A 20,726-nucleotide genomic window follows, 5' to 3' on the forward strand; every position below is an offset into this window, starting at 1 on the left:
TCCCGATACTTATGTTCGCCCGCAGAGCAGGCAAATTACAAAATCAATATGACGCTAAGATGGTGCCCACGCCCACTTATACAAGGCGCGAAATGGGTAGCCGCTGGTGCAGGTGCTGCACCACGCTGGCCTCAGAACGGTGTTTTGCTACGTCGTTCCGCCATGGCTTTCAGGAACATCTTGCGCCAGCGGTTTGGCATCCAGCGCTGCAACCGGTCGATCCGGCGCGCATCAGGCCCCACAAGGATACGGTATTGCCCGCGCTTCACCCCGTCGAGGATGATTTGGGCGGCGCCCTCCGCTGTCGTCTGGATCATATCGCGGAAGCCTTCTTGGGCCTGCTCGGCACTGGTGTCGCCCTGCACATTGTGCAGGTGTTTCCCGTTCAGCACGATATTAGTGTCCACCCCGCCGGGGTGCACGCTATGTACCTGAACGCCAGTACCATCAAGCTCATAGAACAGGCTTTCGTTGAAGCCCTTAACAGCGTGCTTTGCGGCACAGTAAGCCGACTGGCTGCCCACACCAATAAGCCCGAACAGGCTGGAGACATTGATGATATGCCCGGACCGGCGGGCAAGCATGGACGGCAGAAACGCTTTGGTGCCGTAGACGACGCCGTAAAAGTTGATGCCCATGAGCCAGTCGAGGTCCTCGTAGCTCATCCGGTCAACCGTATCCGACAGCGAAACGCCGGCGTTGTTGAAAACCGCATCCACGGGACCGAGCTTGGCTTCGGCGTCCGCTGCGGCAGCATTCACCGCATCGCGGTCCGCGACATCAAGGGCGCGCATATGCACATTTGACTGAAGCGCCTTCACCTCCATACAGGTTTTGGCAAGGGCATCAGCGTTGATGTCGGTGAGGTAAAGGCTGACACCATCACGCGCTAACGCCAAGGCAAGGGCCCGTCCAATGCCCGATGCCGCACCGGTAATGAAGGCGGTTTTAATATCAGTCACCTAGTGTCCCCCAATCAGTTATCAAAGCTTGCGTTCAGAAACGCGCCCATCGCAGCAATGGCTTTTTTCCCTTNCGGTATCACCATGGCGGAGAAATGCCACACGTGATGCATATTGGGCCAAACCTCAAGCGTGACCGGCACGCCTGCTTCCTTCGCGCGGGCAGCGAAGCGTGTACTGTCATCAAGCAGAATTTCACCAGATCCCACCTGAACCAATACCGGCGGCAACCCCCGCTGCTCGCCAAACAGTGGCGAACACCGTGGATCATAGGCTGACAGTTCGCCCCGGTAGGCGTCCGCGGCATAATGGATACCATCCGGGTCCAGCATCACTTCCGTCGCGTTATTGGATTTCATGCTTTTGCCGCTGCCCGTCAGGTCAAGCCAGGGCGATATCAGCACAATAGCTTTTGGCATTGGGCGTCCAGTGTCACGGATGGCGTGAACCGCCGCGAGGGTAAGGCCACCGCCCGCACTGTCGCCTGCCATAGTTACAGGCTGGCCGGGGTTGGTCGCCACAATCCAGTCGTAGGCGCGAAGCGCGTCCTCGATTGGCGCAGGGCATTTGTGCTCTGGTGCAAGGCGGTAATCCAAGAGGAACACACGGGCATCGGCCGCTCGCGACAAACGCCAGCCGAGCTCTCGGTAGGGTCGCGGCGCGCCCCACGTATACCCGCCACCGTGCGAATAAATCAGAATACGGTCTTCCCGCGCACCCTTGGCGGTAATCCATTCACCCTTGATACCGTCGTTTCTGTCAATCTTGTCTATTTTGGACTGGCCTTTAGGCGGCCCCGGCAGGCGTGCTTCCACGCCCTTCAGCGCTTTACTGAAGTTCTGCAGTCGAATTTCGTCCGGCGTGCCTTCCGGCACCGACGGCCTGAACACAGACCTGATCTTGCGGCGTACAAGCCACGCTCGAATTGACATGAATGTCCTCTCCCCCATCATCGCAATGGCTCGTGTGCGCGACCACCGGCATTGCGGCTGCCATAGTAATGAGGATCATTACGCAGTCAATGCCACCGAACCATGCGACTATATGCCCACGGGAGATAAAGCGATATGGCTAATAATCCAGCCATCGCCGACGTGAAACATCCTGCGTGCGCGTGAAACATTTGGCTTGCAATCATTAATGCAAATCATTAATGATTTCCGCAGGGTCAATTCATAGTTTTCAGGAGTGTAGCGTGGCCAGAACGCCAACAACAGGCGCGGGCGACGGGAAGACGAAGCGCGCGGACGCTACGCGGGCATCGCTCATCGAGGCTGCGGAACGGCTGATCGCCCTCAAGGGCATCGCGCATGTATCCACCCGCGAGATACTACAGGAAGCAGGGCAACGCAACCAGTCTGCGCTTCAGTATCACTTTGGTTCCAAAGCCGGGCTCGTGCGCGCAACGATCAGCGAACGCACGCACGAGATTGACGATCGTCGCCTTGCGCTCATGGAAGAATGGACCAGCGCACCAAGCCTCGCACAAATTATAGAAGTACTGGTGCTGCCGCTGGCCGAGCGCGCTGAGAACGATGAAAAAGGCCGCTACTATCTGATTTTCCTTGGTCAGGCCATCACCCAGCCTGACTGGGACCTGAGGCACGCCATAAAGGACTTTGAGATCACCGGCCTTGAACGCGCATACGAGTTCTACGACCAGCTGCTCTCACACCTGAGTGACGAGCAACGCATCATCCGGCAGGAAATCTCCTATGACGCCGCGATCCTCACGCTCAAACGCTGGTGCCTGCGCGGTTGTAAATCCAGCGCGCGCGAGGTGGTTGCCACCGTCGTCCAAGCCTGCGTTGCTATCCTCGAGATGGAAACCGACTTCATTTAGCTGGCGGGATGGCAGCGTTAGCTGGCAACCTGTGTGGGTGCGACGAGGAAATTCGGGCTGGGCTTGCCGAAGAAATAACCTTGTCCATAGTCGACACCCATCTGCCGCAGCAGTGTTGCGTGTTCCTGAGTTTCCACCCACTCCCCCACTGTGACAATACCCAGGTCCTTGCAGAGCCCAACCATGGAGCGCAGGAAGGCGCGGTCCTCCGCACTGGTGAGTGCGTCGCGGATATAGGCGCCATCAATTTTGAGCGCATCCACCTTCAGTTTCTTGAGATACTGGAAACCGGCCGCGCCTGCACCAAAGTCGTCCAGATAAACCCGGAAACCAATTTCGCGCACTTCCTCCAGCACAAGACTGAGAGCATCAAGGTCGTGAATCGTGGCGGATTCCGTAATCTCGATAGAGAGATACTGTGTCAGGTCCTTGTTGTTGCGCAATAGCGCGAGCAGTTCAAAAATGAACCCCTGGCTTGAGAGCGAACGACCGGAAACGTTCACGGCAATGCCGGGGGAGCCACCTTTTTTGAGCATACTCCTGATCTTTGCGATCGCACGGTTGATAACCGCATAATCAAATTCGTCAATGAGGCCGATATCTTCCGCGAAGCGGATCATTTCCCACTGGGTTTTGATAATTGACGGCAGTTCAAATCGCGTCAGCGCCTCAAAATGGTGGGTCGTGCCTTTGGTGAGGCTCACGATCGGCTGGAATACAAGCGAGAAACGCCCTTCATCCAGCACATCGCGGAAAGCGCGCACCCGCTGAGTGGTCTCACCGATCAAGGTTGCGCAGTTTTGCTGGATATCGCCGACATCGAAGCCTTCTTTGTTCGCAGCAAAGTTTTGCAGGCTGAATACAAGCGCACGCAGGCTGTCTGTGTCGCTGAGCTGGGCTTCCGCAGCATCGATTGTCGCACTGGTGAAATTGACGCCTGTTGCGCGTTTCACCTCTTCCGCGAGATTGGTGCTGGGTTCGGTCTTGTCATGCACCACGGCAAACTTGTCATCACCCAGCATGGTGGCGTGTGCACCGCCGACAGAATAAGACTTCAGGTGCTGCTCAATATCGCGGAGCTTGTCGTCATCAAGCTGCTGCCCCGCGCCTGCCTCAAGCACGGTGACAAGCATATTCTGTGCGGCTTCCGGGTTACCGTCGAACAGGTTCTCGAGCCGTTCGTAGAATTCCTGTTTTTTGTCTTCCACTTTCTTTTCGGGCACATGTTTACTGTCACTGCGCCCCAAACGGTAAGGGCGGGATAGCACGAGATAAATCTTCTCCGCAGAGGTCGGCAGCTTCGCGAGAAAGATTGCAAATTCCTGCCGCTTGGAAGTGTCTGGCCCCACAGCCATCATGATCGGCCCAAGGCGGTTCGCGCCTGTGAGCATCTTGACCGAACTTTCAATGGTGCTGCGACCTTTTTGGGTCAGGAGATCGAGGAACGAGGTTTTGATCGGCACATCGCCAAGCGTGTTCTTCACCGCCCCGTCGGCACTTACAATATTAAAGTCACCGTCAAGTTCCATAAGCACGTCGCCCACACAGAACGCGTAGCCCAGAAATCTGTCAGGTACCTTGCTCATCGTTGCCCTAGACGCTCGCTGTCACCGGCGGCACACACCCTGTGCACCCTACCACCCTTAAGTGTGCTATTAGGCACACAGATGGTTATCAAAGAGTAAAACGCTTTCAACTATTTGCGGGTGGAATACTACCTCGATGGCACTTGTGGCTCTCCCCTGTCGAGCCACAGCCGTTTCCCCCAGCACGGTTCACGCCATTGTCAAAATTGTCCGCTACTCAGCCAACAGGACAAAGCCACCGCGCTTGATAAAGCTAACGACCAGTGGCAGGGTCTTCAAGGGCTATTGACTGCATTATCAATAATTGGTCGGGGAGGACCGTCATGTTCGAAAAAGCCTTCACAACAAATCGCCGCGGTTTTCTGGGCGTTATGGGCGCAAGCCTTGGCGCCATTGCGCTGCGCGGGCATGAGGTCAAGGCGGACGGCCCGGTTCACTTCACCCACGGTGTCGCAAGCGGCGACCCGCTTGCCGACCGTGTGATCCTATGGACCCGCGTCATCCCCGGTGATGGCGCCGCCCGGAACCTGAACGTGCGATGGCAAGTATCGGCGGACGACTCGTTCGCGAGCATTGTGGCCGAAGGCGAAACCACCGCCGCCATGAAGCGCGACCACATCGCGAAGGTGGACGCCTCGGGCCTTATGGCTGGCACCGGCTATTATTACCGTTTCATCTGTGAAGGCGTGGAAAGCCCGGTCGGGCGCACCAAAACGCTTCCGACCGCAGGCACAGACGCGGCAACCCTCGCCGTCATCTCCTGCTCCAACTACCCGCAAGGTTTTTTCAATGTCTACAAAGAGCTGGCCTCGCGCGAACTAGACGCAGTGCTGCACCTTGGCGACTATATTTACGAATATGCGGAGGGCGTTTACGCGAATGAAGCCGCCGTTGCGCAAGGCCGTTCGGTCAAGCCCGTGAACGAGATTGTCAGCATCGATGACTACCGCGAGCGCTATGGCCTTTACCGAACCGACCCAGACCTGCAAGCCGCGCACGCCGCCCACCCGTTTATTTGTGTGTGGGACGACCATGAAATCGCGAACAACAGCTGGCGGGATGGTGCCGAGAACCACAACGAAGGTGAAGGTGACTGGGTAAAGCGGCGACTGGTGGCCGAACAGGCTTTCCGCGAATGGCTGCCAATCCGCGACAAACAGGAAGGCTCCCACACCATCTGCCGCAGTTTCGACTTCGGCGGCCTGGCCACACTCATCATGCTCGACACCCGCATTGAGGGACGTGACAAACAACTGTCCTACGATACGGACCTGCCCTACCGCACGCTGCCTTTTGATATGCGCGACCCCGCTGCACCCAAGGCGATCCTGAGCGCGGAGGCTATGACGGGTGTACCCGCAGAAGCAATTAAGCACATCCCGGTACCGTTCGACCTTCGCGGCGCGAAGCCTGTGCCAATGACAGACCTTGCCGCCATCAAAAAGCTCGACCCCAAGAACCTGCCTGCGGGTTTCAGCTACCTGCCGGACGCTACGAGGTTCCGCACCGAAATCCTTGGTGATCCGAAGCGCAGCATCATGGGGACGGCGCAGGAAAAATGGCTCGCGAGTGAACTGGAGGCCTCAAAAGCCGCAGGCGTGCCTTGGCAAATCCTTGGCCAGCAAGTCATCACCGGCAAGGTGCCGATGCCGTACCTCAAGGATGAAGACCTTGATTTTGAACGATCAACCTTCCTCACCAAGGAACGGCTGAAAGCTGCGCAAATGCTGTCGCAGATGAAACTGCCGTTCAATCTGGATTTCTGGGATGGTTACCCCGCGTGCCGCGACCGTGTTTTCACGTCGATCCGCGAGCATGCCAACAACGCGATCTTTGTCGCCGGTGACAGCCATAATGCATGGGCGTTTGACCTGGCAGACGAGAGCGGCAACCCGGTCGCTGTCGAGTTTGCAACCCCTGCCGTCAGCTCCCCGGGGCTCGAGACATATGTTCCCGCGTCAGCCGAGGTGGTGAAAGACGCGCTGATGACTGCAAGTCCTGAGCTTAAATATCTGGACAGCGAACACAGGGGCTGGCTCGAACTGGCGCTGACACCTGATGCCGCACGCGCCACTTGGTATTTTGTCTCAACCGTTCTGGACCGCGACTACACCGTGAAAGAAGGCCAGACGGTGGAAACCAAGGTAGGTACCCACCGCCTGGCCTGACCGGATGTGTGGATGGAGCTGCTAAGCTTAAGGGAGGTCCACACCCCGGTCCGGGAACTTTAGAAAAGCCGGGAACGTTAGATGAGTATATCGGCGGCGCTCAGGCCTGTGAGCGTCAGCCCGTCAAGGAACAGGTCTGTGCCTGCCAACTGCAGGCGCACGCCGCTTCCGTCCGAGTGTGCGATGGCCATAATTTCAGCGATGCTTCCAAACCCGCATGCCGTGAGGTCGAGCGTGTCTTCACCCACCTCAAAATCCAGCAGTTGATCCTGCCCGGCTTCCGGGCCAACGATGAAGTAGTCGCGCCCCAAACCGCCCGAGAGAACATCATCACCGGCACCAGCATAGATGACATCGTCCCCCGCACCGCCAGTCATACTGTCATTGCCCTGCCCGCCATATAGTGTGTCGGCGCCCGCGCCACCATCCAACGTATCGTGTGAAAGCGCGGCCACGCCAATGCCGCCAAAAAGCCGGTCATCGCCGTCACCACCCGTGATGATGTCGTGCCCCTCGCCACCGCCAAGAAGGTCATTGTCATCGCCGCCGATCAGGCTATCTTCCCCGGCACCTGCATAAATCACGTCGTCGCCGCTACCGCCGAGCAAGGTATCACGTGAGCGCTCCGCGCTGCCGCCACCGCCAAACAGCGTATCTGCGCCTGCACCACCATCGGCAAGATCGTTGCCCGCACCGCCGCCAATCTGGTCGGCGCCATTGCCGCCCAGCAGGCTGTCGTTGCCGTCACCACCTGCAATCCAGTCCCTGCCGCCGCCGCCCGTGAGGGTGTCGTTGCCTGCGTTCCCTATCAGGCTGTTGGCCACATCATTGCCGGTAAGCACATCGTTCCCAGCCCCGCCAATGGCCTTTTCAATCAGCACTTCAGGCGGTGTGAAAACAGTAGCCGTCTTCTCAATTAGCCCACCATTGGCCTTTGACATGAAGATGGTGGTGCCCACACCGCTCCAACTCCCTGGCGTAAGGTCAAGTGTAACGTTGGCAGATTGCGCAGAGGCGTCGTAGGTGTCATTGCCGCCCGTATCCCAGATGGTCTCATAGTAGCTTTCGCCTGCCTCAAAGCGGTAAACGGTGTTGCCTGTGGCCTTCTCGACGCCACCATAGAGGTGCTGCAGCGCCAGAATATCCAGATACATATATGTGGTGGGATAAAAGCTCAGGCCTGTCACGCTGTGATACTCGGCCGACATATTGTAGGACATTACGGTATAATCGACACCGTCATACGCCCGCGGCAGGGTGAGGCCTTCATGCGGGTGCTGTAGGCCCATGGCGTGCCCCAGCTCGTGCAGCATGGTATAGACAAAGTAGCTGCCAGCACCGCCCGAATGCAGCAGTTTTGCATTAAACCAGACATCGCCAGCCTGCGCGTTGGCAGCAGGGTAGCCCGCGATGCCGCCAAAGCTGTCGTCACTTGTGCCAGTCCAGGCCGCGCGGATGACCCCGGCCGACGTGGCGTTGTCCGCCACTTGCAGGAACCTGAGCGCCGCAAAGCTTTCCATCTGCGTCAGCGCGTCCCTGAACAGGCTCTCCTCGCCCGGTGTGAGATATGAAATCTGTGCCCACGGCAGGCCGCCGCCAGATGGTGGGCCATAGCCAGTCACCGGATCTTCTGACCACAAGCTTCCAGCCTTCGGCAGGCTGAAGCTAACCTCGGTACGCTCGTCACCAGCAACGTTCTGGTAACGCACCCCTTCAATCAGCGCGTCGGTGAGGGTATCACCGCTGAGCGGCGCGTTTTCTGCGACAGGGAGGGTGTAAGGCGTGTCGGCGGCTGCCACATATTCCTGCAGGCTCAACCGGTAGTCGCCAGCGGTCAGGAAATAGGAACCCAATTCCACATAATAGGTGCCGCTTTCGCCCGGCGTGTAGACAAGGCGTGCGTCCGGGTAGCCAGCGCCGTCGTTATCGAACCGGTCCAGTGATTGGCCGTCACTATCAAAAAGTGCGTAGATGTAGGGGTCACCGAGCGCATTTGCGCCACTACCCTCCATGACGAGGCTGTAGGTTTTTCCTGCCTCAAGGGTAAGTGCGATCCAGTCCCGGTCGTCCGGATTGCCGATGTTACTGATCACGCTACCACCAAGGGAAAGCTGGATATCTGTATCGCTGCTATCGGGTATATCGGCCATTCATTCAGCCCCATGGGCACTCCGGTTGCGGGAAAGCGCCATGATGGGCGCGCACCGGTTTCACCACAAGCCCCTGCCCCTATGGCCGGATGTGCGAGAGATATGATGCGATCTCAATTCAGCTCTTGAAACTTGCTTGAAAATACATACTTTGTAATTCAAAGTACTTTACATAAGATAAAACACTGAAAACAACATTGTAGAAAAGGCCAAGTTAACCATATGGAAAACGTGGTTAATGCGGTACTGTAACTGCCGCAGCGAGGGGGAATAATAGATGAACGATAAAAGTGAACTGCTGAGCCAACTGAAGATTGATCGCAGCCAAAAGGAAGCGCCGCGCTCTTCTTCTAAATTTGCCTATTTACTCGGTGGCGGTGCGCTCGCAGCCTTGATCTTTGGCGGCGCCTATATGGTGATTGGTGCCGGTGGTGACGAACAACCAACAGCCAACGACGCAGCAAATACATCCGCACAGCAAAGTGCGGCAACCGCGCAAAGCAGCAATGCAGGTACGGCAACGCCAAGCGCCGCGTCCACAACGGTTGCGCCGTCAGACTCTGTGCTGAATGCCTCAGGCTACATCACGGCACGCCGCATGGCGACCGTGTCCGCCGAGGTGATTGGTCTGATCAAGGATGTCACGGTCGAGGAAGGTATGGCAGTGAAGGCGGGCCAAGTATTGGCGACCCTTGATGCCACGCTTCCACAGGTAGACTTGGATCTCGCCCAAGCACAAATCAAAGTGCTTGAGGCGCGCCTCGCCAGCACCAACGCCAACCTGGCCGAAGCGAAACGTGTTCTTGCCCGCGCGTCCGAGCTCAAGAATGCAGAATTCTCGAGCGAGGCGTCTGTCACCCGCGCTCAAGCGGACGTGGACAGCCTCTCCGCATCTGCCGCCAGCACCCGCGCCGACATTGAGGTCGCGAAACTGAGCGTGCTGCGCCAGAAAGAGCGCCTGGATGATTATACCATCCGCGCACCTTTTGACGGCATTGTCACGGTGAAGGCCGCCCAGCCGGGCGAGATTGTATCGCCCAGTTCCGCAGGCGGCGGGTTCACGCGCACAGGCATCTGCACCATTGTCGACATGACCTCGCTGGAGATTGAGGTGGACGTAAACGAATCCTTCATCGGGCGCGTTTTCGAGGGGCAGGAGGTCAAAGCGAACCTGGACGCCTACCCGAACTGGGACATCCCGGCGTCCGTCATCGCCATTATTCCGACCGCAGATCGTGCCAAGGCGACAGTGCGCGTGCGTGTCGGCATCAATATTTCAGACCCGCGTATTCTGCCTGACATGGGGGTCAAAGTAGCGTTTCTCAAGGCATAGAACAGACCGGAAAAAAGCTCATTATATTGTCGAAAGACAGGGGGACAGACCATGACTACCGACATCCTTTTCGACCTCAAAGGGGTCAAGAAAAGCTTCACCCGCGGCAAGGAGACGATCAAGATCTTCGACGGGCTCGACATGCAAATCAAACAGGGCGACTTCCTTGCCATCATGGGGCCGTCGGGCTCGGGCAAGACCACGCTTCTCAACATGCTTGGCGGCGTAGACCAACCATCATCGGGCGAAGTGTGGTTCGATGGTGCCCGCATCGACAGCCTGTCCGAAGGCCAGCTATCCAAATGGCGCGCCAACAACATCGGTTTCATCTTCCAATTCTATAACCTGATGCCGATGCTGAATGCTGCGCGCAACGTGGAACTGCCGCTGTTGCTCACCAATCTGAGTGCAAAGCAGCGCAAGCAAAGCGTCGAGACAGCGCTTCAACTGGTGGAACTGGCGGACCGCGCAGCGCACCTGCCGAAGGAGCTTTCTGGTGGCCAACAGCAACGCGTTGCGATTGCGCGAGCCATTGTTTCGGACCCGAAACTGCTGCTTTGTGATGAACCGACCGGTGACCTAGACCGTCACACAGCAGATGAAATCCTTGAGATGCTGCAGCTTCTGAATGAGAAGTTCGGCAAAACCATTGTTATGGTGACGCACGACCCTTCGGCGGCCAGCTATGCAAAGCGCACGCTTCACCTCGACAAGGGCGAATTTGTTGAGAAGGACCTGGCAGCATGACAAAGCTTCTCAATATTCTGGCGCTTGTCGCCAAATATGGAGGGCTCCTGGTCACATTGCCTATCTGGCTGCCCTTCTGGATTATCTGGTTCATCTTTGAAAAGACAGGTATCAACCGGCTGATCGCGAACTTCATGATCGCGACCGGACTTTACCTCACCTTCAAGAACCTGTTTCGCAAGCCGCTGAGGCTCGGGCTGACCTGCTTTGCTATCATGATAGCCTTCCTGATCTTCTCGGTGGTTACCACCCTCAAAACGGCACTTAACGCCGGTGTTGAGTTATCGGCAGACAACCGCCTTGTGGTGGTCAACAGCATCAACTTCACGCAACCCCTTCCCTACGCTTACGTCAACAAGGTGAAAGCCATTGAGGGCGTGAAGGACGTGGTACACATGAACTGGTTTGGCGGCTACTTTCAGGAACCGTCGCAGCAGATCGTGACCATGGCTGTGGACCCGGAGAATTATCTCAAGGTCTATGAAGAGGTGGTGATTGACGATGAGGCCCGCGCACGCTGGTTCGGCAATCGCCGCGGCATGCTCATCGGTCGTGCACTTGCGACCGCCTTTGGCTGGAAAGTGGGTGACCTGATCCCCATGTCCTCCAACATTTTCTCCAACCGTGAGGGCGGCCATGTGTGGGAGATGGAAGTCTCCGGCATTTTTGACGGACGTGACGAACAGTTCGGCACCAACTTCGCCGTGTTCCACTACAAGTATTTCATGGAAACCCAAACCTTTGGTGGCGACTGGGTTGGCTGGCTCACGCTCACAACCGCAGACCCGGCGCTCAATGAGAAGGTTGCCAAAGCCATCGACGAAGAGTTCTCGAACTCGCAGGCGCAGACCGATACCAGCACCGAAAAAGCCTTCAACAAGGCCTTTATCGAGCAGATCGGCAACATCGGCCTTATGATCTTCGGCATCGTGTTCACCGCCTTTTTCACCATCCTTCTGGTGGTAGGCAATACCATGATCCTTGCCATACGCGAACGCACCGGCGAGATCGCTACGCTCAAGACGCTTGGCTTCTCGGCCAGAAGTATCTTCGGCATGATCCTGACGGAATCCATGCTGCTGGCGTTCATCGGCGGTTTCGCCGGCCTCGGCCTTGCCTACGTTATGGTCGAGGGCGCGAAAACCTTCCTCGCACAGTTCCTGCCGGGCCTTGTGCTCTCGGACGCTGTGGCCATGCAGGCGATTGGCTTCATGGTGCTGCTCGGGCTTGTGACCGGCCTCGTGCCGGCGCTGAACGCCTATAGGCTCAACATCGTAACCGCATTCAGCCGGAGGTAATCATGGGATCGATCTTTTCTCAAATTTCGGCTGTTGTTGCGATGAACATTCGCAGCCTTGGCCAACGGTTCTGGATGTCCCTTGCCATGGTGATCGCAAGTGCCGTGGTGGTGGCTATCCTCCTCGCCTTCCTAGCGATGGCACAGGGCTTCTCCAAAACCCTTGAAAGCGCGGGGGCGGACGATATCGCCATCTTCACCCGCGAAGGGTCCGCGGCGGAGCTCAACAGCGTCATCAGCCGGGATCAGGTCAATATCCTTGAAACCGCACCCGGCGTGGTGAAGGACGAAAACGGCCCTGTCGTATCGCCTGAACTGTATGTGATCGTGGACGGCATCAAAAAATCCAGCCAGACCGAAGCCAACATCCCGCTGCGCGGGCTTGATGACCGCGGTTTTGCCATGCGCAAGAATGTGCAGATCACCGAAGGACGCATGTTCACGCCGGGCACCAACGAGATGATCGTGGGCGCTGGCATCCTGCGTGAATTTGACGGCTTCGCCCTTGGGCAGGAAGTCAAGTTCGGCAAGGTCATCTGGAAAGTGGTGGGTGTGTTCACCACCGGTGGCAACGTGTTCGAGAGTGAGCTGTGGGCGGATGTGAAGGTACTGCAAAGTCTTTATAACCGCGGCAGCAGCTACCAGACCGCGCGTGTACAGATGTCGAGCGCAAACGACCTCGAAGCCATCCGCGCCTTTGTGGAAGGCGACCCGCGCCTCAACCTCGACGTTGAGACCGAGTCCGCCTACTTCAAGGCGCAAGGCAAGTCCCTGAGCTACATGGCCTACTTCGGCTGGGTCATCAGCTCGATCATGGCGCTTGGTGCCCTCGCAGGCGCACTCAACACCATGTACACTTCGGTCGCAGAACGCGCGAAGGAGATTGCCACACTCCGGGCCATCGGCTTCTCAAGCCTGTCGGCCTTCGTTGGCACCATCGTGGAAGCACTCGTACTGGCGGCCATCGGCGGGGCGCTTGGCTCCATCGTGGCCTTCCTCCTGTTTGACGGGCTGAATGCCTCCACGCTTGGTGGCAGCTTCACGCAGGTGGTGTTCGCGTTTGAGCTGACATCCGACCTCTTTATCCAGGGCGGCATCATCGCGCTTTTCATCGGCTTCTTCGCAGGCTTCTTCCCGGCGTTCCGCGCCGCGCGCCTGCCGGTGATCGTGGCCTTCCGAAACGCAGCTTAGGCGGCGCACATATAAACATAAAAGGGCGGGATTTCCCCGCCCTTTTGCATTACATCAGGCACGCCTTCACGGGCATCCATATGCCCATCAGGAGCATCATCATGCTTTCGGTGAAGGACACAAAACCAAGCGGCACATTTGAGCCGCCCCCGACACAGGCGCATTTAAGCTCCCGCTTTTCAATCCATACCGCCTTGAAGATGCTGACCGCGCCAATAAGGCCAATCAGGAATGCAATGGGGGCCGAGAGCCAGACAAGCGCACCTGCCGTCATCAGCACGCCCGCCAACGCCTCAAGGAACGGATATATGCGGCCATAGGGCACCCACTTGCGTGCGAGCAAATCGTAGTTCAGGAACATGGTGGAAAAACTCTCCACATCCTGCAGCTTCTGCACCGCCAACATGGTCATGGACAGTGAGATGAACCACTCGAAAGCGCGAAGCGTGAGAACGTCACCATACTGGTGCCATGAGAGCCCGAGCGCGAGCAATGCAGCCACCGCGAAAATGGCGATCACGGGCTGATAACTGGTGTCGTTCTGTTCCTCTTCCGGCGCATCAAGGCCGAAATGTATCCGCAGGTCGTCATAGCCGCCGATGCGCACACCACCGATGAAGGTTTGCGGTGTGGTTTCCACCTTGTGCTTGGCCATGAAGGCATCGGTCTCATCGCGGGTGGCGAGATGATGATCCTCCACCTCATAGCCCTGCCGCGTGAGCAAGTCTTTCGACTTCAGGCCATAGGGGCAGATATGGTCGGGCATGACCATACGGTAGAGGACGGCACGTTTTTCGCCGGTTATATCGGGCATTGCTTGGCTCCTTTCACAGTGAACCTAGCAATGCCCTCATAAAAATTCCGTTGGAAATCCGGCTAGTGGTCGTGCGCGCCGCCCACACCCATGGGCACGCGGATATCCTCAACCAGATACTGCACACTCTCAGGCGGGCGCGGTGTGAAACGATCAACGATGAAAGCGACGCCGAAGTTCACAAACATGCCAACCATGCCAATGCCCTCGGGCGAAATACCGAAGAGCCAGTTGGCGGCCACATTGGCCTCAGGCGCGATGAACTTGAAGTAGACGATATAGCCGAAGGTGAACAAAAGCCCCGACAGCATGCCAGCAATGGCACCTTCCTTGTTCATGCGCGTGGAGAAAATACCCATCAGGATCGCCGGGAACAGGCTGGCAGCGGCAAGGCCGAAGGCAAAGGCCACCACCTGTGCCACAAAGCCGGGCGGGTTGATACCAAGGTATCCCGCCACCACAATGGCAAGTGCTGCCGCAATGCGCGCAGCCCTGAGCTCCTGCCGGTCAGAGATATCTTTCATCCAGGTTTTCTTCAGCAGGTCATGGCTCACGGCTGTGGAGATCACGAGCAGAAGCCCGGCGGCGGTCGACAGTGCAGCAGCAAGGCCACCCGCTGCCACAAGCGCGATCACCCAGTCCGGCAGTTTGGCGATTTCAGGGTTTGCGAGCACCATGATATCGCGGTCCACATAGACCTCATTCTCGCCCGCACTCTCGGCATTGGTGAGCAGGCGTTCGCCGTGCGTGCCGCGGCTGTCATCCTCAAACGTTGGTGCCCCTTCAAATGGGCTGCCGGCGCGGTATTGCACCTTGCCGTCGCCGTTTTTGTCACGCCATGCGATGAGGCCCAGCTCCTCCCAGTTTTTGAACCAGTCGGGCGTCGCGGTATATTCCGCCTCATTCACTTCATCGATGAAGTTGAGCCGCGCGAAGGCCCCCACGGCTGGTGCCGTGGTATAAAGAATGGCGATAAAAACCAGCGCCCACCCGGCGGAAATGCGCGCATCAGACGCCTTGGGAACAGTAAAGAACCGCACAATCACGTGCGGCAGGCCCGCTGTGCCCACCATTAATGCAGCGGTGATCGCGAACACGTCAATGGTGGATTTGGTGCCGTCCGTATAGGCCGTGAAACCCAGTTCAATCAGTGAGCTATCAAGCTTCTCAAGCACGGTCAGACCGGAGCCGTCCAGCACCTCGGCACCCAGACCAAGCTGCGGCACCGGGTTACCGGTCACCAGCAGCGAAATAAAGATAGCAGGTACTGTATAGGCGAAGATGAGTACGCAGAACTGCGCCACCTGCGTGTAGGTGATGCCCTTCATTCCGCCCAGCACCGCATACATGAACACGATTGCCATGCCGATAAGCACACCAAGGTCGATGTCGACCTCGAGGAAGCGGGAGAACACGATGCCCACGCCGCGCATCTGCCCCGCCACATAGGTGAAGCTGATGAAGATAAGGCACAGCACTGCAACAAGCCGGGCAGCGTCGGAATAATAGCGGTCACCGATAAACTCCGGCACCGTGAACTTGCCGTATTTCCTGAGGTAAGGCGCGAGCAGGAGCGCGAGCAGAACATACCCCCCGGTCCAGCCCATCAGGTAGACAGAGCCGTCATAGCCAAGGAAGGCAATAAGCCCCGCCATGGAGATGAAGGAGGCGGCGCTCATCCAGTCGGCGGCCGTTGCCATGCCATTGAGGACCGGGTGCACACCGGCGCCCGCTACATAGAATTCCCGCGTGCTGCCGACCCGAGACCAGATGGCGATGCCGATATAAAGCGCGAAGGAAAGGCCCACAAAAAGATATGTCAGTGACTGTGCGTCCATGATCTCGCCCCCCTCAGTCTTCAACGCCGAAGGCGCGGTCGAGCTTTTTCATCCGCGACGCATAGACAAAAATCAGCACCACAAAGGTAAAGATGGAGCCCTGCTGCGCGAACCAGAAACCAAGCTTGAACCCAAGCACCGTAAAGCCGTTCAGCCAGTCTTCAAGCAGGATGCCCGCAACAAAGGAAACGACGAACCAGACGACAAGCAACTTGCCCAAAAGGTGCAGGTTCGCCCGCCAGTATGATCTCATGCGAGCAACTTCTTCCGGCGACCGACTATCGCGCGTTTCACTATTCATAAAGACTACCTCCCCAGGACAGAAAAGCAGATTGGGCGAACGCACAGGAAAGGTCAATGCGTTCTTCTTTTGTTAAACTTTGACGGACATTATCGCTACCGGGGGCCGGAGACAGATGTGCGTTACAAATTTGCTCCAATTATCAGACTGAAAAGATCACTGGCGTTCAGGTCGCTCGTCGGCTTTGGCTGGCGGATTGCCTTTGTCATCACGCTTGTTGCCCTTGCCGGCATGCTTGCGATGGAAAAAGCTCTGGAACAACAAATTCTCGGCAAACTTGATGTCTTCATCAAGGAACGTACCGAGCGCGAGAGCGAGATTTTTGGCACCATAAAGGAAGCACACCAACAGGCAACGGCCTCCCTTGAAAAAGCACTTAGTGAACCAGATGCCGCCGACGTGGATGCCGCGTTTGATCGCTGGTTCCCTGTCGCCCCTGATGGCACAAGGCGCTCCGCTGATGAGCTGTATGAAGGCACCACGGTACCCTATGCAGGCCACGTATCCGGCATGGGCGCATTCATTGGTGACGGCGCCGACATCACCGCCGAGCGAAAACGCCTACTGCTGCACAGCTTCTTCCTCAGCCATGCTTTCGGCAAGGCGCATATGCCGGAAATCCCGAGCTTCTATTTCTACACAACAGACCGCAACCTTGTAATCCACGCCCCTCTGCGTGCAGACAAGCTGATCTATTACCGCCAGAAAGCCCCAGCTGATTTCAGGTTCGAACAAACCGAATTTGTGCAACTGGTAAGCCCCGCCAATAACACGCTTGGGGAAATGCGCTGCACATCCCTCCAGCCCATCATCTATGACACCTCGGGCCGTACGTGGACCACAGGTTGTCATACGCCGGTCTACATTCAGGGAGAGTTTGTCGGCGCATGGGGGAGCAGTATCCTTCTCGACAAGCTGCTGGATGACGCCATCGCGGATCACCCGCCAGGCGCCACCAATATGATCCTGACCGCTGACGGCAAACTGATCGCGCACCCGACACTGACGAGGCAGGGACAGGTCGACAACAGGCAGCTTGAGATCGCGCAATCTGACAACACGCTGCTGAAACAGATCTACGCCGCGACGCAGCTACATAACCGTGAACAGACTGCCGTGTTTGAACTTGAAGAGGCTGACTACTATATGGCTGCAGGCCATATCACAGGGCCGGATTGGTACTTCGTGACCATATATCCGCGTGAGCTGGTCAAGGCAGAAGCAAGGCAGAATGCAGTTTTGGTCCTATATATCGGCGCAGCCGGTATCATACTGGTTCTCATAGCGCTCTATTTTGCGCTTTCGAAACAGATTATTCACCCAATTCATGCGCTTGTGCGGCATACACAAAGCCTCGCGCGAGGCCATTTTGACAAGTTACCCCCGAGGCCCGATCGCATGCTCGGCAAAGGCAATGAACTTGACCAACTGGCCTATTCGACCGAGCGCATGGCCCGGCGGATATCCAAACTCGTGAACGGCCTTGAAAGCCGGGTTCAGGAACGCACCGAGCAGCTTGAGCGCGCGCGGCGCCATGCGGAGAAAGCCAGCTCTGCCAAGTCTGATTTCCTCGCCAATATGAGCCACGAGATCCGCACACCGCTGACCGGCATCCTTGGCATGCTGGACGCCATGAACGCGCAGGACCTGCCGGAGGACGCCGCAGACTGCGCCATCATGGCTCGTCAGTCAGCGGAAACCCTGCTTGAACTCGTGAACGACGTGCTGGACCTCTCGCGGATCGAGGCGGGTAAATTCGTTCTCAAGACAGCACCGGTGGATGTACATAAATTGCTTGAAAGCACGCTTGCGAGCCTGCAACCGCTGGCCACAAGCAAACGCCTTACCCTTGAAGCCGATTTCGCTGATACGGGTGAATGGTGGGCGCAAGCAGATAGCAAGGTGCTGCGCCAAGTTACGATTAACCTGATTGGTAACGCCCTCAAGTTCACGTCCATCGGCTATGTACGCCTGACGGCGCGCTTTGACCGCCTGCCAAACAATAAAGCGGTACTCAGTTTCACGGTTGCCGATACTGGCATCGGCATTCCGCTTGAAATGCAGCACCGGCTTTTTGACCGCTTCGAGACTATGGGCAGTGAGAACCGGACTGAGAAATCAACCGGCCTTGGCCTTGCGATCACGCAGGAACTGGTAACCATGATGGGCGGTGGGGTGTCGCTCAAAAGCGAACCGGGTAAAGGTAGCCGCTTCACCGTGACCGTACCGCTGGATACTGCGGAAAAACCAGCCGTAACACCGGCGCCCGCACCGGTACCGCAGCCAACTATCGGCGCGAGCAAAAATCCGGACACACCGGCGCAGGACAGCAAAACAAGCCCGGTTGCAGGCCTCCGTATCCTTGCAGTAGACGACAATCCCATCAACCGCGCGGTGCTGACCAAGCTTTGTCGTTCACTCGGCATTGAGCCCGAAGTACTACCCGGCCCGCGGGAGTTTATTGACCATGTGGACCGCATGGTCAGCGGCCAGCAGCCAGCACCAGACGCTCTTCTCATCGACATCAACATGCCCGGCATGGATGGGCTGACAGCCCTCAAACATGTCAGACTGTTGGGCGGCTGGGCGGCCCGTGTGCCTGCGCTTGCTTTCACCGCGCACGCCATTGACGGGGCCGAGCAGAATTTCATCAAGAACGGCATGCAGGGCTATATTGGCAAGCCCATTGACCGGGACAAATTTGTACAAGAACTGCAGCGCGTGCTGGCATCGAACACATCCGAATAAGCGTTTGCGTTGCCCCTCTTTCGCCGCGGTCCCCGCTATGCTAACAGCGCAGGAGCATTGTTAAGCGCACGGGGACTATAGGGATGGAAGACAAACTCAAGGCTGTTGAGGACTATCTGCACAGCCATATTCCGATTTCAAAAGCAATGGGTGTCACGGCCGTGCATGCCAGCGACAACCGTGTGGTGCTGCGTGCCCCGCTTGACCTGAACATCAACCACAAAAGCACCGCATTTGGCGGCAGCCTACAGGCCCTCGCCACCCTCAGTTGCTGGACGCTGTTGCACATCAACCTGCGCCACGCAGCAAACGCGGGTGAGATTGTCATCACCAGCAGCAACATCAACTATATCCGTCCGGTCACACAGGATTTTGAGGCCGAGGCTACCCTGCCAGAAGGCAACCGCTGGCCACTGTTCCTCAAAACTTTCGACCGGCACGGCAAGGCGCGTATCCAGCTCACCGCCAGTATCGTTGAGGATGACGAACTGGCGATCGACTATACCGGCTCCTTTGCGGCGCTCAAAAGCTGAAGACCATGAAACACCTGCTCGTATCCGCCCTTCTGGGCACATCTTTTTCCCTTGGCGTACAGGCATCATCCTGCCCTTCCCCGGCGGACGACCTGCCTGAGTTGGTGCGGGAACCGCTGCTGGAGAGCTGCGACATGGCTGCCGCCTATCATGCGGCGCGCCTGTCGCTCGCGCGTGGGCAGGACGGCAACGCATTCCTGTGGCTCGATTACCTGACCTCAAACGGCTGGCCTTTGGGGCTCGAGAGCGATAGCCCACTCGCTGCCACCTTGAACCGCATGCCAAAGCCGATGATGGCAAGCCATGTGATGTATATGCTCGGCGCGCGCGACTTTTTCGCTGAAGGCATCACAGCGGACGAAAGCACTGGACGCCTTTTTATTGGCAGCCTTACCCGCAATGAAATCATGGTGGTGGGCGATGAGGTGGGCCAACTCATATGGCCGCTGCCTGACGCAGCTGACCTGCGTGCCGTTTACGGCATCAAATATGACAAAGCCGCGGGGGAACTATGGGTGCTCAGGAACCGCGCCGGCATGACCGCTGACAGCAAACCAGACCCGCAAGCGGACCTACTTGTGCTGGACGGCGAAACGGGCGAGGTGAAACGCACCGCATCACCGGCGCTTGCGGAACTCGCGGAACTTGCTGAGCTGAATGACCTTTGTCTCACTCAAGGTGCCGCCTATGTCACCGACAGCCGCAATCACGCGCTTTACCGGGTCGACCGCGATACGCTTGACTTTAAAACCATTGCGCTGCCTGACATTCGCTACCCTAACGGCATCGCTTGTGCGGGTGGCAGTGTTTATGTGGCGGACTGGCGCGGCATCACGCGACTTGATATGGCAAGCGGCAAGGCCGAACGGCTGAAAGCGCCTGAAGGTGAAACCCTTGGCGGTATCGATGGCCTTGTGATTGTGGGCGACAGTTTCATTGCGGTGCAGAACGGCTTCAAATTCCCACGCATCATCAAGGCCAAACTTGATGGCAGCGCGGTTGAAACGCTTGATATCGGCCATCCGGCCTATGCAATCCCCACAACCGGCACCTGGCTTGGCGGCAGCTTCGTCTATATCGCCAATAGCCAGATGGACCGCATTGGCACGGACGACACCCGGAGCCTGAAACCGCTAACGGTATTGACCCTGCGCACGGAGTGAATGGACAGCCGCCCATATTGCCCTACCTCCATGGAGGAAGGTTCAGTTGGGA

The 20,726-nt window shown here is 57.5% G+C and carries 16 protein-coding genes; 9 read left to right on the forward strand and 7 right to left on the reverse strand.

The window, feature by feature from the left end; all coding sequences use genetic code 11:
- Positions 1 to 131: 131 nt before the first annotated feature.
- Both B150_RS0115295 and B150_RS21385 read right to left on the reverse strand, forming a co-directional pair.
- Positions 132 to 962: an SDR family NAD(P)-dependent oxidoreductase gene (locus B150_RS0115295; protein WP_020400819.1), complete on the reverse strand. Its 831-nt coding sequence runs from the start codon at positions 960 to 962 to the stop codon at positions 132 to 134.
- A 14-nt stretch (positions 963 to 976) separates the two neighbouring features.
- Positions 977 to 1,915 (reverse strand): alpha/beta hydrolase, encoded by a 939-nt coding sequence (locus B150_RS21385; RefSeq protein WP_081611483.1) that lies wholly within the window; start codon positions 1,913 to 1,915, stop codon positions 977 to 979.
- A 242-nt stretch (positions 1,916 to 2,157) separates the two neighbouring features.
- On the opposite strand from B150_RS21385, the gene B150_RS22590 reads away from it, so the two are divergent.
- Complete coding sequence (locus tag B150_RS22590; protein WP_025895804.1) at positions 2,158 to 2,805, forward strand: TetR/AcrR family transcriptional regulator; 648 nt, start codon at positions 2,158 to 2,160, stop codon at positions 2,803 to 2,805.
- Between the two features lie 17 nt (positions 2,806 to 2,822).
- On the opposite strand, the gene B150_RS0115310 is transcribed toward B150_RS22590, so the two are convergent.
- Positions 2,823 to 4,391 (reverse strand): EAL domain-containing protein, encoded by a 1,569-nt coding sequence (locus B150_RS0115310; RefSeq protein WP_020400821.1) that lies wholly within the window; start codon positions 4,389 to 4,391, stop codon positions 2,823 to 2,825.
- A gap of 323 nt (positions 4,392 to 4,714) precedes the next feature.
- Here B150_RS0115310 and B150_RS0115315 point away from each other — a divergent pair, with 323 nt between their 5' ends.
- Entirely contained in the window at positions 4,715 to 6,559 is a 1,845-nt protein-coding gene (locus B150_RS0115315) for an alkaline phosphatase D family protein (protein WP_020400822.1), read from the forward strand.
- 77 nt (positions 6,560 to 6,636) lie between these two features.
- Here B150_RS0115315 and B150_RS23285 read toward each other — a convergent pair whose 3' ends face one another.
- Positions 6,637 to 8,709, reverse strand: coding sequence for a M10 family metallopeptidase (locus B150_RS23285; RefSeq protein WP_020400823.1), 2,073 nt, complete (start codon positions 8,707 to 8,709; stop codon positions 6,637 to 6,639).
- Between the two features lie 277 nt (positions 8,710 to 8,986).
- Between B150_RS23285 and B150_RS0115325 the strand changes: the two genes are divergently transcribed.
- Genes B150_RS0115325 through B150_RS0115340 form a run of 4 tightly spaced genes read left to right on the forward strand, consistent with a single transcriptional unit; the run spans position 8,987 to position 13,277 of the window.
- On the forward strand, positions 8,987 to 10,042 hold the full coding sequence (locus B150_RS0115325) for an efflux RND transporter periplasmic adaptor subunit (RefSeq protein WP_020400824.1): 1,056 nt from the start codon (positions 8,987 to 8,989) through the stop codon (positions 10,040 to 10,042).
- Positions 10,043 to 10,093: 51 nt separating this feature from the next.
- On the forward strand, positions 10,094 to 10,789 hold the full coding sequence (locus tag B150_RS0115330) for an ABC transporter ATP-binding protein (protein ID WP_020400825.1): 696 nt from the start codon (positions 10,094 to 10,096) through the stop codon (positions 10,787 to 10,789).
- On the forward strand, positions 10,786 to 12,087 hold the full coding sequence (locus B150_RS0115335) for an ABC transporter permease (protein WP_020400826.1): 1,302 nt from the start codon (positions 10,786 to 10,788) through the stop codon (positions 12,085 to 12,087). Before B150_RS0115330 ends, B150_RS0115335 begins: the two co-directional genes overlap by 4 nt.
- Positions 12,088 to 12,089: 2 nt before the next feature.
- Positions 12,090 to 13,277 (forward strand): ABC transporter permease, encoded by a 1,188-nt coding sequence (locus B150_RS0115340; protein ID WP_020400827.1) that lies wholly within the window; start codon positions 12,090 to 12,092, stop codon positions 13,275 to 13,277.
- 49 nt (positions 13,278 to 13,326) lie between these two features.
- Here B150_RS0115340 and B150_RS0115345 read toward each other — a convergent pair whose 3' ends face one another.
- The 3 genes from B150_RS0115345 to B150_RS0115355 form a co-directional block, all read right to left on the reverse strand.
- A complete protein-coding gene (locus B150_RS0115345) occupies positions 13,327 to 14,091 on the reverse strand; it encodes a MauE/DoxX family redox-associated membrane protein (RefSeq protein WP_020400828.1) in 765 nt (254 codons plus the stop codon).
- Positions 14,092 to 14,153: 62 nt separating this feature from the next.
- On the reverse strand, positions 14,154 to 15,929 hold the full coding sequence (locus tag B150_RS0115350; protein WP_020400829.1) for a sodium:solute symporter family protein: 1,776 nt from the start codon (positions 15,927 to 15,929) through the stop codon (positions 14,154 to 14,156).
- Between the two features lie 13 nt (positions 15,930 to 15,942).
- The gene (locus B150_RS0115355) at positions 15,943 to 16,230 is read right to left on the reverse strand and encodes a DUF4212 domain-containing protein (RefSeq protein WP_238322396.1); all 288 of its coding nucleotides are present in this window, start codon (positions 16,228 to 16,230) and stop codon (positions 15,943 to 15,945) included.
- 117 nt (positions 16,231 to 16,347) lie between these two features.
- Between B150_RS0115355 and B150_RS0115360 the strand changes: the two genes are divergently transcribed.
- The 3 genes from B150_RS0115360 (at position 16,348) to B150_RS0115370 (ending at position 20,674) form a co-directional block, all read left to right on the forward strand.
- Entirely contained in the window at positions 16,348 to 18,978 is a 2,631-nt protein-coding gene (locus B150_RS0115360) for an ATP-binding protein (protein ID WP_020400831.1), read from the forward strand.
- An 83-nt stretch (positions 18,979 to 19,061) separates the two neighbouring features.
- The gene (locus B150_RS0115365; RefSeq protein WP_020400832.1) at positions 19,062 to 19,511 is read left to right on the forward strand and encodes a YiiD C-terminal domain-containing protein; all 450 of its coding nucleotides are present in this window, start codon (positions 19,062 to 19,064) and stop codon (positions 19,509 to 19,511) included.
- Between the two features lie 5 nt (positions 19,512 to 19,516).
- Complete coding sequence (locus B150_RS0115370) at positions 19,517 to 20,674, forward strand: NHL repeat-containing protein (RefSeq protein ID WP_020400833.1); 1,158 nt, start codon at positions 19,517 to 19,519, stop codon at positions 20,672 to 20,674.
- Positions 20,675 to 20,726 lie beyond the last annotated feature (52 nt).

Origin of the sequence: Kordiimonas gwangyangensis DSM 19435 = JCM 12864 (assembly GCF_000375545.1) — a bacterium.
GTDB classification, from domain to species: Bacteria; Pseudomonadota; Alphaproteobacteria; order Sphingomonadales; family Kordiimonadaceae; genus Kordiimonas; species Kordiimonas gwangyangensis.

Coding starts and splice junctions, on each gene's coding strand:
- B150_RS0115345 (WP_020400828.1), bottom strand. CDS start 14,091: ATGCCCGATATAACCGGCGAAAAACGTGCCGTCCTCTACCGTATGGTC.
- B150_RS0115340 (WP_020400827.1), top strand. CDS start 12,090: ATGGGATCGATCTTTTCTCAAATTTCGGCTGTTGTTGCGATGAACATT.
- B150_RS0115310 (WP_020400821.1), bottom strand. CDS start 4,391: ATGAGCAAGGTACCTGACAGATTTCTGGGCTACGCGTTCTGTGTGGGC.
- B150_RS0115330 (WP_020400825.1), top strand. CDS start 10,094: ATGACTACCGACATCCTTTTCGACCTCAAAGGGGTCAAGAAAAGCTTC.
- B150_RS0115365 (WP_020400832.1), top strand. CDS start 19,062: ATGGAAGACAAACTCAAGGCTGTTGAGGACTATCTGCACAGCCATATT.
- B150_RS0115370 (WP_020400833.1), top strand. CDS start 19,517: ATGAAACACCTGCTCGTATCCGCCCTTCTGGGCACATCTTTTTCCCTT.
- B150_RS0115325 (WP_020400824.1), top strand. CDS start 8,987: ATGAACGATAAAAGTGAACTGCTGAGCCAACTGAAGATTGATCGCAGC.
- B150_RS23285 (WP_020400823.1), bottom strand. CDS start 8,709: ATGGCCGATATACCCGATAGCAGCGATACAGATATCCAGCTTTCCCTT.
- B150_RS0115350 (WP_020400829.1), bottom strand. CDS start 15,929: ATGGACGCACAGTCACTGACATATCTTTTTGTGGGCCTTTCCTTCGCG.
- B150_RS0115315 (WP_020400822.1), top strand. CDS start 4,715: ATGTTCGAAAAAGCCTTCACAACAAATCGCCGCGGTTTTCTGGGCGTT.
- B150_RS0115355 (WP_238322396.1), bottom strand. CDS start 16,230: ATGAATAGTGAAACGCGCGATAGTCGGTCGCCGGAAGAAGTTGCTCGC.
- B150_RS0115335 (WP_020400826.1), top strand. CDS start 10,786: ATGACAAAGCTTCTCAATATTCTGGCGCTTGTCGCCAAATATGGAGGG.